A 13,057-nucleotide genomic window follows, 5' to 3' on the forward strand; every position below is an offset into this window, starting at 1 on the left:
TGCTTCTTGTATTTGGCATTGTGCGGCTCTTTTATTGTTGACTTATTTCTGCAGCCCGTTGACAAAGTTCTGCAGTTCTGTGATGATGTCACGCACGCGCGAGAGGTTGGCTGTGATTTCCTGCGTGGAAGCAGCCTGTTCTTCGCTGATCGCGCCCGTTGATTCGATGGATTTGGAGATTTCTGCGACGGATTTATTCATCTCGGAAAGGGTTTCTTGAATTTTCTCTGTGGCTGTACGGGACTGCTCAGCAAGTTTTCTGACCTCTTCAGCGACGACGGCGAAGCCTCTGCCTTGCTCGCCGGCGCGCGCGGCCTCGATGGCGGCATTGAGGCCCAAGAGATTCGTTTGCTGGGCGATTTCGTTGATGAAGTCGATGACCTTGATGGTCTCTGCGTTTCGCTCCTGCAGCGTGCCTGCCTGCGAAACGGATTCCTGCCCCGTGCGGGCAAGCTCGCTTGCGCTGTTGGCGACTTGTTCGATGGACTGATATACGGTTTCCGTTGCATTGGCGATGCGGTCGATGTTTTCGGCAATCTTGTTCAACGTATCACTGATTTCGTAGCTGGAAGAAATGACGATGGGAACATCGCCGTTCGGCCCAGTAACGGGCGCTGCCGTGACATGAATCGGTACGCCGTATACGCTGGAATCAAGCGCCGAAGATGTCGTGCGGCGCTCGTTGAACGCCTGCTGTACGACGGCGATGTTGCGCACCGAGTCTCCAGGAGCGCTCTTGATCTGCAAGTGTTTTGCAGGTGCGACGTCGAGGATGGCTTCGGGCGACGATATGACGAGCCGCGTATCGTCCGGCAGGATGGGATTCAGATAGGGCAGTACGAGTTTGAAGGCGTCGATAAGCTGTTCGTTCGTCTGGATATTTTCCGGCAGTGCCATAGGGATGTTCCTCCTCCATATCAGTCGTTTCTTGCATGAAACGGGGATTCTTTCATTAAAAGCGGCGCACAATGTCCACGAGGCGGATGTCTGTGCGTGTAGTTTATTTCAGTTCGTTGACGAAGCGCTTGAGATCTTCGATGATGTCGCGCGCTCCTGCAAGGCTCGCCGTGATTTCTTCGGTTGAGGCGGCCTGCTCCTCGCTGATGGCGCCGGTCGATTCGATGGATTTGGAGATTTCCATGACAGCCTTGTTCATTTCGGAAAGAGTCGCCTGAATCTTCTCCGTGGCCGTGCGCGACTGCTCTGCCATCTTTCGTACCTCTTCAGCAACGACGGCGAAGCCTTTTCCCTGCTCGCCTGCACGCGCCGCTTCGATGGCGGCATTGAGGCCGAGGAGGTTCGTCTGCTGGGCGATGCCGTTGATAAAGTCGATGACCTTGATCGTTTCCGCATTGCGTTCCTGCAGGATGGCGGCTTGGGAAACGGATTCCTGTCCGGATTTTGCAAGTTCGTTGGCACTTTCTGCGACCTGCTGAACGGAAGCGTGAATCGTCTGTACGGCGGACGATATGCGCTCGATGTTCTCAAGCACGGTTTCCGTGGCGCTCGGACGGAAGCCGGCAGCGACGACGCCGATCGCCTCGCCGTTTATGCCGAAGATCGGCGCTCCGGCAGTGCGAAGCGCGACGCCGGCAACGGAGGCGGGCATTTCGACGATCGATGGACGCTTGGTACGCATTGCTTCTTGAATTGCCAGATGTTCGAGCATGGAGTCGCCTACGTTCAGCGGGATGGAAAAACTCTTGGCGGGTACAAAGGCAATGCACGTTGTGCCGTCCGAGAGAACGGAGGCGATATCGGCTTCCACCACTTCGTTCAGATAGGGGAGCACGGCCTTGAAGGCGTTGATGATGTCTTCATTTGTCTTGATGGTTTCTGGCAGAGCCATGAAATATTCCTCCTCAAAGTTGGGGTATGGCTTCGTACTCTGTTTTGCCCCTTGTAGTTGTACTTAGGTCAAAGGACGGATAAGCCTTCTCCTGAAAATGCTTTTCTGCTATTCTTTCTAGATAAAAAGAGAAATCCCTGCAAAAATATTAGGTAAATTATAAGGGAAATAAAGAAAAAGCATATCTTTTTCAAAAGTTAATAGAAAAGTCCTAACCTATAATCTTTTTGCAAGATGCGGGAAAAGTCCCAAACTGCGCTGCAGGATACCGTGCAGGTGAGCGATGAGCGTGCCGTAGTTCGTCATGGGCACGCCCTGATCTTTAGCGCATTTCATGCGGTAGAGCATCTCGCGCTGATTGAGCATACAGCCGCCGCAATGGATGATGAGCTGATACTTCTGCAGATCCTCGGGGAAGGTCTGGCCGCTTGAGGTTTCAAAAAGCAGCTTCTTCTTTGTGTGCTCGGTGAGCCAATGCGGAATCTTGACCGTGCCGATGTCGTTGCATTGACGGTGATGCGTGCAGCCTTCGGAAATGAGTACGGTATCGCCGTCCGCGAGGCGAGGGAGAGCGGCGATGCCGTTTACGGCCTCAGAAAGAAAGCCTTTGTAACGCGCCATAAGGATGGAGAAGGAGGTCAGAGGGATGGACTCGGGTATGAAAGAAGCCGCTTTTTTGAAGATCTGGCTGTCGCAGATAACGAGATCGGGCGCGTTCTTTAGGCTGTCAAGTGCAGCGGAAATCTCCGTCTCCTGACAGACGAGAGGAAGGGATCTTGCTTCCAAGATATCCCGAATCGCTTGCTGCTGCGGCAGGATGAGCCGGCCTTTCGGCGCCGCCTTGTCCATGGGCGTGATGAGCAAGACGAGAGCGTGCGGAGAAAGCAGGTCGCGCACGAAAGCGCGGGGTTTTTCTTGCGGCATAATCTGGCTCAAGCGTTCTTTCAGCTCGTTTATGCCGAGTTTTTTCAGGGCGCTGACATGGAAGATTCTTTCATTGCCGGCAGAGGAAGGAGGCTTTTCGTCCTCGCATTTGTTGCAGACGATGAGATGGGGGATGTCCTTCTCGCGAAAAATCTGCATCAGCTCTTCGTCGACCGCTGTCATGCCTTCAGCGGCGTCGAGGACGAGGACGGCGATATCCGTCTTGTTCAGGATGCGGCGCGTCCTCTTGACTCTGAGTTCGCCCAGGTCGCCCGTGTCGTCAAAGCCCGGCGTGTCAATGAGGAGGACGGGGCCGAGTGGAAGAAGTTCCATCGCTTTCGCCACAGGGTCGGTCGTCGTACCCTTTTCGGGAGAGACGACGGCGACTTCCTGTCCCGTGATGGCATTGATGAGGCTGGATTTCCCGGCATTGCGGCGGCCGAAAAAGCCGATGTGCAGGCGTTCGCCCGAGGGTGTGTCGTTAAGTCCCATGAAAAGTTCCTTTCTATTCGTGACTGCTCTATTTGTCCTTCAGGCACTGCATGGCGAAGAGCGCCTGTCCGACGGCGATGCCGCCGTCATTCGGTGGGATGATGCTGTGATGCAGGACATGAAACCCGTCTTTTTTCAATGCGTTTTGTGTCAGGCGCAGCAACAGGGTGTTTTGAAATACGCCGCCTGTCAGTGCCGCTGTGCTGCAGCCTGTCATTTCACGCGCGTTTTTGCAAGCGTCGCGGATGGCGGCGGCAAGTCCGCGATGAAAAGCGAGTGCTAGGAGGTCGCTTGACACATTTTGCAGGCGATATTGCAGCAGATGGCAGAATAAATCGTTTGAGGTCAGCAGGAAGCGACCGTCCGTAATCGTAATGGCGCTTTCTGCCGGCGTCGCTTGGAGCGTGCCGTCCGCTTTCCAGCGTGCGAGCAGCGCGTCCGCTTGTGCAGAATTTCCAGCCTTTTCGGCGGCTTCAGCCGCGAATTGCAGGTATACGGCGGCTTCTCCCTCATAGGTGGAGATGCGGCGGATGCCGAGCAAGGCGCTGACGGCATCGAAGAGCCGCCCCGCACTCGTCGAAATCGTCGTATGCAAGCCATTCTCCAGTTGGAAGATGACGGAAGCAGCTTCTTTTTCTGTCGCAAGGCCGAGTTTTTTGCTGTGGAGGAGGGCATCCTCCCTGCCGCAGTAAAGATGGAGCAAGGAAACGGCAAGACGCCAGCCTTCTCGCGCGGCGAGGTCGCCGCCTGCATGGAAGAAGGGCGCAAGGGAGGCGAGCCTTTGAAAATCACGCGTTGTAGCGAGCATGATTTCGCCGCCCCAGATCGTTCCGTCCGTACCGTAGCCTGTGCCGTCGAAACTCACGCCGATGACGGGGGAGAGGTGATCGTTCTCCGCCATGACGGAGAGCACATGCGCGTGGTGGTGCTGCACCTTGAAGATGGGAAGTCCCAAGGTTTCGGCGAAGCGGCTCGTTTCGTAGCGCGGATGAAGGTCGGCGGCAACGGCGGCGGGAGTGATGGCAAGCAGACGCTCCATGCGCGGCAGAGTTTGGCGCAGAGCTCGGAGGGTGCGCAGATCGCTCATATCGCCGAGATAGGGTGAGGGGTAGAAGAGTGAATTTTTGGCAAGGCAGAAAGTGTTCTTGAGTTCGCCGCCAATGCCGAGAACCGAGTCTTGGAAATCGGCAGAGAGCATCAAGGGAAGCGGCGCGTAGCCGCGGCTGCGTCGAATCATATAAGGCGCACCGTCGTAGAAATCCATAACGCTGTCATCGGCGCGCAGACGGATCTCGCGGTCGTGCGAGAGGATGAGGTCGGCGATGGAAGAAAGCGCGTCGAGTGCGTCCTCGTCCATACGGCAGATCGGCGCTCCCGAAGGGTTGCCGCTCGTCATGACGAGACAATCTGTGAAATCAGCGAGTTCGTCGGGCAAGGAAAAGAGCAGAAGGTGCAGCGGCGTGTAGGGCAGCATGACGCCGAGCGAGGGCATTGCGGGTGCGACGCTCGCAGCGATTTTCCCGCTGCCGCTTTTTTCCAGCAGGATGATGGGCTTTTGGTGATTGTCGAGGTGCGCTTCCTGTGCGTCGCTGAGGCGGCACTCGCGCCGCACGGCGTCGAGGCCGCGCAGCATGACGGCGAAGGGCTTCTGCGGGCGGCTTTTGTGCTCACGCAGCCGCTGCACGGCCGCCTCATTTCTTGCGTCACAAGCGAGGTGAAAGCCGCCGATGCCCTTGACGGCGACAATGCCGCCCGCCTGCAGCACATGCCTTGCGCGTGTGATTGCAGCATGGTCGCGCTCTTCACCGCCAAGGAGATAGACGTGCGGTCCGCAGTCGTTGCAGCATACGGGCTGCGCGTCGTAGCGGCGCGTCTCGGCATGGGTGTATTCGTAACGGCACGCCGGGCACATGGGGAACGCTCCCATGCTCGTACGCTCGCGGTCGTAGGGCATGGCGTCGAGAATCGTGAGCCTGGGACCGCAAGATGTGCAGTTGATGAACGGATGGAGGTAGCGGCGGTCGCTTTTATCGAAAAGCTCGGATTGACACTTGGGACAGATGGCGATGTCGGGTGAAACAAATACGTCGCCGCTCTCGTGGGCGCTTTCGATGATCTGGAAATCGTGAAAAAATGGGGCTTTTTCCGTAGAGTCTTGCAGGATTTTCAGTATGACTGCGCGTTCGGGAGGCTCTTTTTCCAGTTTCTTGCGAAAATCTTGCAGAGCGTCCTTCGTGCCTTGGGCGCGAACTTCTACATAGGAGCCCTTGTTGCAGACGTCTCCCGTGATGCCGAGCGCCTTTGCCGTGCGGCTGACGAAGGGGCGAAATCCGACGCCCTGCACGATGCCGAAGATTTTGAATCGACTGGTTTGCAAAACTTTTTTTGCCATGCGGATACTGCCTTTCCTTGAGAGGTGTCTTTCAGCGATTATACCACGCCGGCGGAAAAAGTTCCTGCTTTTGGCAGAATTTTGCTGGACAGAAAGAGAAGGAGGTGCTATGATAGTCGCATGGATAAGTATGTTGGCAGCGTTGCCGTATAGCTTTGTTTTCCGCGCATGTACGGGAAAGCTTTGCTGTGCGGTTTTTTTGTGCCGCTGTCGTTGCAGCGAATGAAATGTCTGCCCACGAAAGGAAAAGGATGGTTGAAATGGAAGACTTGTTGTATGTGATTCCAGCAAATTCCTCGAAGAAAGAAATTGTTCGTCTCTTGGAGGCGCATCCGGAGATAAAGTTTGTTTCTCTCGTCGGCATCGATCTCGCAGGCAATGATACCGATGAAAAGATACCGATGCGCATCTTCCTCAAGGATATGGATGATTTCTACAATGGTACGGCAGTACAGACGGACGGTTCTTCGGTCGTGCTGACGGGCATTGCCATCTTGAACAACGCGAAGGTCGACATGCCGATCGATCCGGAAGCGAACTGGTTCATCGATTACAATCTTGAGCATTTCGATGAGGAAACGGGCAAGCCCATCGGCACGCTGCGCATCCCGTCCTTCCTCATCCATGACGGCAAGCGCGTCGATTCGCGTGCCATCTTGAAGGATACGCTGGTCTACTTGAAAAAGGAACTCTTGCAGATGTTCAAGGAGCATCCGCACGTTTCGGGTCTTGAGCACATCGACGGTTCGAAGATTGTCGATTTCCAGTTCACTTCGGCGACCGAGCTGGAGTTCTGGGTCAAGACGCCTCTTGAAGAGACGAATGTGGAGGAACTTTCGGCTTCTCAGGTCATGCAGGAGCAGTATTGGCAGCGTACGCACGGCGCTGTACGCACGGCGTTGGAGCAGGCGGTCATGCTGCTCGATCGCTACGGACTGCAGGTTGAGATGGGGCACAAGGAGGTCGGCGGTCTCAAGGCGCAGATTGACGAGTCGGGCAAGATGACGCATGTGTGCGAGCAGATCGAGATCGACTGGCGCTTTTCTGACGCCCTGCAGGCGGCGGACAATGAACTGATCGTGCGCACGATGGTGCGCGAGGTCTTCCGTGAGAACGGCCTTGAGGTGAACTTCAAGGCGAAGCCGATGATCGGCCTTGCGGGCAACGGCGAGCATACGCATTTCTGCATCGCCGCCGTCATGGAAGACGGCAAGGTGCACAATCTCTTCACGCCACAGGATATGACGAAGGACTACCTGAGTGCCGTCGGTTATGGCGCGATCATGGGGCTCTTGAAGAATTATGAGGTCATCAATCCCTTCGTGTCGGCGACGAACGATTCGCTCAACCGCTTGAAGCCCGGCTTTGAAGCGCCCGTCTGCATCGTCACGTCGCTCGGCTATACGCCGGAAATTCCGTCGCGCAACCGCACCATACTTGCAGGATTGATCCGCGATTTGGCGAATCCCTATGCGACGCGCTTCGAACTGCGCGCCTGCAATCCGTATTCCAATATATACCTTGTTTTGGCTGCGGTCTATTCTGCAGTGCTTGACGGTGTGAAGACCTCGATTCACCATACGACGGAGGAACTTCTGGCAGAACTTTCCAAGGAAGCGGGGCAGGAAGGCTTCTATCTTGAAAAGGATCGCGCTTATCGCAGCGAGGTCGATGTCTTCGAGGATTACACCGAAAAGGAAAGAAACCGCCTCTTCGGCGCGCCGCCGGCGACGGTTTGGGAAAATATGCAGGGGTTTGAGAATCATCCCGAGAAGGTTGCCGCCATCACGGTGGGCGGCGCTCTGCGTCCGCAGATCATCGAGGCATTCAAGGCGGGCGCTCTCCTGCGCTGGAAGACGGAACTCATCAGCCGCATCATTCCTGAGAATCGCGACATCGTGCGCAAGGCAAAGGAAGTGCAGGCGACCTTCGTGACGGATCAGGACTCCTACAACTGGAACAAGATCAACGGCATTCGCTCGTATCTCGCGAAGGACAGCATCGACGAAAAATCTCTGTTCACGCTTCTCATCAAGGCTTTGAACGAAGGCGATTACGCCGTGGCATCGGGTCTGCAGGTGGAGATGTATGACAAGATCGAGGAACTCAAGGCGCTTTATGATGCCTATATCAAGAATATGATCTGATGGCTTGCCGCCAAAAAGCGCTTTCGCGGGCGCTTTTTGGCGGCAATTACGTTTCTCAATAAATATGGTACGTCTTCCAGGGAATCTGCTCGACCTTGACCGTCTTTAGAAAATCGACGATGTCCTTTCTGCCATAGTAGCGCGGATTGCCGTCCTTGTCCTGCGACATCAGGATGATGGGCATGTTGCGGAAGAAGGGGGCGATCTCATTGCGGAACGATACGGCGCGAGCCGTGTACTGCGTGACGTGGGGTTTGACGACGACGATGGCGAAGGTCACGCCCTGCTCGATGATGACGGATCCATGAACTTTGATCATGCGGTGTCTCCTTGTGCAATTTTGAAGAATCGTAGAAAATCTATGCAGAATCAAACCATATTTTTATTGTAAAAGACTTCGGGAGTATTGACAATCCCCAATAAACAGAGTTAATATAAAGATGAAAACAACATATTGTTGGAGACAGGTGTCGCAAGACTTAATAGGGAATTCGGTAGAAGCCGGAGCGGTCCCGCCACTGTAAGAGGAGTCCTTCATAAAAGGCCACTGGAGAAATCTCTGGGAAGGCATGATTGGACGATGAATCTGAGCCAGGAGAACTGCCTGTTTTGACATCACCGTCAGCGCGATTTGCGCTGGTACCTGCGAGCGATGGGTAGGGGATTTTGTCATTTCACGGCAGGCTCTCCGGCGCAGATTTGCACCGGATTTTTTATTGGAAAATGCACTTTGCACGGACATGATGTGCAGAAGAGATTTCCTGCAAGCCTGTTCACGAAAATGACGAAGCCGCCCTCGACTGCAGGGCGGCTTTTTGTTGTATTCCGTATTATTTCAAGGGAGGCTGTGGAAATATGAGCAATGAGACAAAGGGTCAGGACGAGAATCTTGACCTGCAGGCCATCTTGAAGAAGGCCGAACAGCAAACGAGTTTCCCCGATGTGCCGCTCGACGAATTTGAACCGCCGACGTATGACGAGTGGAAAGAGGCATGCGTCGAACTCTTGAAGGGGGCGCCCTTCGAGAAAAAGATGTTCACGAAAACGTACGAGGGCATCACCTTCGAGCCGATGTATACGCACAAGATGACGGACGAGATCCTGCCGAGGACGGACTTCCCTGGCATGGACAACTTCCTGCGCGGTGTGCGTCCGAACGGCTATATCGAACAGCCCTGGGGCATCGCGCAGTCGTGCGATGAGACGCTGCCCGAGGAAAACAACGAACTCTTGCACCGTGAAGTGGAGAAGGGATCGACGATCTACAACATCCGCCTCGATTCGGCGACGCTCCTCAACAAGGATGCCAAGGACGCTGAAAAAATCGGTGATGAAGGCTGCAATATTACGACGGTCGAGGATATGCACACGACGCTCAACGGTTTGAAGCTCGACCAGCATCCGCTCTATATCTATGCGGGCGCGTCGTCCCTGCCGATGCTGTCTCTCGTCGCTGCGTCCGTCAAGTCTGACGGCGGTGATCTCGCGAAGCTCGGCGGCTTCGTGGGAGCAGATCCCTTGGGCGAGTTGATTCAGCGCGGCGAGAACTACGCTTCGCTGCCCCAGCTCTACGATGAAATGGCGGAGGCTGCTCTCTGGGCGAAGCAGTATGCGCCGAATCTCAAGACGATCATGGTGCGCAGCGATGCCGTTTCGCGCGGCGGCGCCAACGACGTGCAGGAAGTTGCCTCGACGCTCGCCGTCGGTGTCGCTTACCTGCGTGCCCTCATGGAACGCGGGCTTACGGTCGACGAGGCGGCAGGGCAGATGATGTTCGGCTTCTCGATGGGCGCGAACTTCTTCCTGCAGATTGCGAAGCTTCGTGCGGTTCGCCCGATTTGGGCGCAGATCGTCAAGGCGTTCGGCGGCGGAGAAGAGGCGCAGCGCATCCACGTACATGCACGTCCCGCATTGTTTTTCAAGACGGTTTACGATCCTTACGTCAACATGTTGCGCAACACGACGGAGATCTTCTCAGGTGTCGTCGGCGGACTTGACTCCTTTGAGAACGCTCCGTTCGATGAGCCGATTCGCAAAGGTGATGAGTTCTCGCGCCGCATCGCGCGCAATGTGCAGATCATGCTGCAGGAAGAATTCGGCCTCATGCAGCCGATCGATCCGGCGGGCGGCTCTTGGGCAGTCGAGACGCTGACGAAAGAAATTCAGGAAAAGATTTGGGCAGAATTCCAGACGATCGAGGGCAAGGGCGGTATCGTCAAGGCTCTCGAAGCGGGCTACGTGCAGGAGGAAGTCGGTAAGACGCTCGAAGCGCGGTTCAAGAGTCTCGAACTGCGCAAGGATCGCATCGTCGGAAATAACATGTATCCGAATATGACAGAGCAGCTTCTTGATCCGCGCACAGAGGATGTGGCGGAACTTCTGGAAAAGCGCAAGAAGGATGTCGAAGCCTATCTCGCTGATGTGGACGAAGCGTTCAAGAAGGAATGCCTTGCAGCATTGAAGAATGCGGGCAAGGGTGAGAAAGCGGAAGCGGCTGTCAAGGCAGCGAAGGCCGGTGCGACGATTGCGGAGCTTCGCGAGGCCTTGCAGACGGGCGAGGCAGCCGAGAAGATCACGGCAATTGAAGCGCACCGCTGGAGTGAGCGCTACGAAGCGCTGCGCCGCATCACGGAGGAGTACCGCGCAAGCCACAACGGTGATAATGTCAAAGTGTTCCTTGCGAACATGGGACCCATTCCTCAGCACAAGGCGCGCGCGGATTTCTCGACGAGCTTCCTGCAGGTCGGTGCCTTTGAAGTGCTGTTGAACGACGGCTTCAAGACGACGGATGAGGCGGCTGCCGCTGCGAAGGAATCGGGTGCTGACGCTGTCGTCATCTGCTCGACCGATCCGACGTATCCGGAAATTGTGCCCGAGCTCGCGCCGAAACTGCGCGCGGCATTGCCTGCGGCTACGATCTTCCTCGCGGGCGCTGCGCCGAAGGATTTGGAGCCAATTTATCGCGAAGCGGGCGTGGATGACTTCATTTCCGTGCGTGCCAACTGCTACAAGACACTGCAGATGCTGCAGAAGAAGAAAGGAATGATTCAGTGATGGCACAGAACCCTGATTTCACGAAAATCAACCTTGAGGGTGCGCCTGCTCATAAAGAGGCGGATTGGCGCAAACGCTTGGAAGCTTCGACGGGCATGAGCTATGACTCGCTGATGGAGAGCACGATGGAGAAGATTCCCATCAAGCCTTTCTACAATCACGATGAATACGATCATATGAACCACTTGGAGTTTGCGAGCGGCATCCCGCCGTGCCTCAGAGGACCGTACTCGACGATGTACGTTTTCCGTCCGTGGACGGTGCGTCAGTACGCAGGTTTCTCGACGGCGGAGGAATCGAACGCCTTCTACCGCAGAAACCTTGCGGCCGGTCAGAAGGGTCTTTCCATCGCCTTCGATCTGCCGACGCATCGCGGCTACGACGCCGACAATCCGCGCGTCATCGGTGACGTCGGCAAGGCGGGCGTCTCGGTTTGCTCAATGCTCGACATGAACATCCTCTTCTCGGGCATTCCGCTCGACCAGATGTCGGTTTCCATGACGATGAACGGCGCCGTTTTGCCGATTCTCGCCTTCTTCATCCAGTCGGGCGTCGAGCAGGGCGTTGACAAGAAGATCATGGCGGGTACGATTCAGAACGACATCCTCAAGGAATTCATGGTGCGCAACACGTACATCTATCCGCCGGATATGTCGATGCGCATCATCGGCGATATCTTCGAGTACACGACGAAATATATGCCGAAGTTCAACAGCATTTCCATTTCGGGCTACCACATGCAGGAGGCTGGCGCGACGGCAGACATCGAGCTTGGCTACACGCTTGCCGACGGTCTCGAATACATCCGTACGGGCATCAAGGCGGGACTTCCGATCGACGCCTTCGCAAAGCGCCTGTCGTTCTTCTGGGCAATCGGCAAGAACTACTTCATGGAAATCGCCAAGATGCGTGCGGCGCGCGTCCTCTGGGCGAAGATCGTCAAGTCGTTCGGCGCGGAAAATCCCAAATCCATGGCGCTTCGCACGCATTCGCAGACTTCGGGCTGGTCGCTTACGGCGCAGGATCCGTTCAACAACATCGCGCGCACGGCGATGGAAGCGATGGGCGCGGCTCTCGGGCACACGCAGTCGCTGCACACGAACGCTCTCGACGAGGCCATCGCTCTGCCGACGGACTTCTCGGCTCGCATCGCACGCAATACGCAGCTCTACATTCAGGATGAGACGAGCGTCTGCAAGATCATCGACCCGTGGGGCGGCTCCTACTACGTCGAAGCCCTCACGAACGAGATCATTCGCCGCTCTTGGGCCCATATTCAGGAAGTCGAATCCCTCGGCGGCATGGCGAAGGCGATTCCGACGGGTCTGCCGAAGATGCGCATCGAGGAGGCTGCAGCACGTCGTCAGGCGAGAATCGATTCGGGCAACGAGACGATTGTCGGCTTGAACAAGTACCGCTTGGAGAAGGAAGATCCGCTGGAAATCCTCGCGATCGACAACACCGCTGTGCGTCAGGCTCAGGTCGAGCGCCTCGAAAAACTGCGTGCAAACCGCAACGAGGACGACGTGCGCGCCGCCTTGGAAGCCATCACGAAGGCCGCCGAGACGCGCGACAACGGCAATCTCTTGGAATGCGCGGTCGAAGCGGCGCGCGTGCGCTGCTCGCTCGGCGAGATTTCGGATGCCGTGGAAAAGGTTTCGGGTCGCTATCAGGCCGTCATTCATACGATTTCGGGCGTCTACTCTTCGGAGTTTACGGATAAGACGGAGCTGGACAAGGCGCGTGCGCTTGCCGATGATTTTGAAAAGCTCACGGGTCGCCGGCCGCGTATCTTTGTCGCCAAGATGGGTCAGGACGGTCACGATCGCGGACAGAAGGTCATCGCCTCCTCCTTCGCTGACATGGGTTGGGACGTCGATGTCGGACCTCTGTTCCAGACGCCGGATGAGACGGCGCAGGATGCCGTCGATAACGACGTTCACATGGTCGGCTTCAGCTCGCTGGCTGCCGGTCACAACACGCTTCTGCCGGCTCTTGTGGAAGAACTCAAGAAGCTTGGGCGCGAGGACATCATGGTCTGCATCGGCGGCGTCATCCCCGTGCAGGACTATGACCACCTCTACAAGAGCGGCGCGGTCGCTATCTTCGCTCCGGGAACGAACATCCCCGAGGCGGGCGTCAAACTCCTGAAACTCTTGATTGGACGTGCAAAGGAAGAAATGGCTGCGGGGTAACGAC

At 56.1% G+C, this 13,057-nt stretch carries 8 protein-coding genes and 1 riboswitch; of the genes, 3 read left to right on the plus strand and 5 right to left on the minus strand.

What is annotated here, in order from left to right; genetic code table 11:
• Positions 1-42: 42 nt before the first annotated feature.
• The 4 genes from SELSP_RS04575 to hypF form a co-directional block, all read right to left on the minus strand.
• On the minus strand, positions 43-897 hold the full coding sequence (locus SELSP_RS04575) for a methyl-accepting chemotaxis protein (protein WP_006193039.1): 855 nt from the start codon (positions 895-897) through the stop codon (positions 43-45).
• 103 nt (positions 898-1,000) lie between these two features.
• Complete coding sequence (locus SELSP_RS12550) at positions 1,001-1,849, minus strand: methyl-accepting chemotaxis protein (RefSeq protein WP_006193040.1); 849 nt, start codon at positions 1,847-1,849, stop codon at positions 1,001-1,003.
• A gap of 216 nt (positions 1,850-2,065) precedes the next feature.
• Positions 2,066-3,265 carry a [FeFe] hydrogenase H-cluster maturation GTPase HydF gene (hydF, locus tag SELSP_RS04585; protein ID WP_006193043.1) on the minus strand — a complete coding sequence of 400 codons (1,200 nt, stop codon included), beginning with the start codon at positions 3,263-3,265 and terminating at the stop codon, positions 2,066-2,068.
• Positions 3,266-3,293: 28 nt separating this feature from the next.
• Positions 3,294-5,657: a carbamoyltransferase HypF gene (hypF, locus tag SELSP_RS04590; protein WP_006193044.1), complete on the minus strand. Its 2,364-nt coding sequence runs from the start codon at positions 5,655-5,657 to the stop codon at positions 3,294-3,296.
• Between the two features lie 260 nt (positions 5,658-5,917).
• On the opposite strand from hypF, the gene SELSP_RS04595 reads away from it, so the two are divergent.
• Positions 5,918-7,804, plus strand: coding sequence for a type I glutamate--ammonia ligase (locus SELSP_RS04595; RefSeq protein ID WP_013740725.1), 1,887 nt, complete (start codon positions 5,918-5,920; stop codon positions 7,802-7,804).
• A gap of 55 nt (positions 7,805-7,859) precedes the next feature.
• Here SELSP_RS04595 and SELSP_RS04600 read toward each other — a convergent pair whose 3' ends face one another.
• Positions 7,860-8,123: a hypothetical protein gene (locus SELSP_RS04600; RefSeq protein WP_006193048.1), complete on the minus strand. Its 264-nt coding sequence runs from the start codon at positions 8,121-8,123 to the stop codon at positions 7,860-7,862.
• A 129-nt stretch (positions 8,124-8,252) separates the two neighbouring features.
• Positions 8,253-8,426: riboswitch (cobalamin riboswitch) on the plus strand.
• A 233-nt stretch (positions 8,427-8,659) separates the two neighbouring features.
• Between SELSP_RS04600 and SELSP_RS04605 the strand changes: the two genes are divergently transcribed.
• The gene (locus SELSP_RS04605; protein ID WP_006193050.1) at positions 8,660-10,858 is read left to right on the plus strand and encodes a methylmalonyl-CoA mutase family protein; all 2,199 of its coding nucleotides are present in this window, start codon (positions 8,660-8,662) and stop codon (positions 10,856-10,858) included.
• Positions 10,858-13,053, plus strand: coding sequence for a methylmalonyl-CoA mutase (scpA, locus tag SELSP_RS04610; protein ID WP_006193051.1), 2,196 nt, complete (start codon positions 10,858-10,860; stop codon positions 13,051-13,053). Before SELSP_RS04605 ends, scpA begins: the two co-directional genes overlap by 1 nt.
• The last annotated feature ends 4 nt before the right edge of the window (positions 13,054-13,057 follow it).

Origin of the sequence: Selenomonas sputigena ATCC 35185 (assembly GCF_000208405.1) — a bacterium.
Lineage (GTDB): Bacteria > Bacillota > Negativicutes > Selenomonadales > Selenomonadaceae > Selenomonas > Selenomonas sputigena.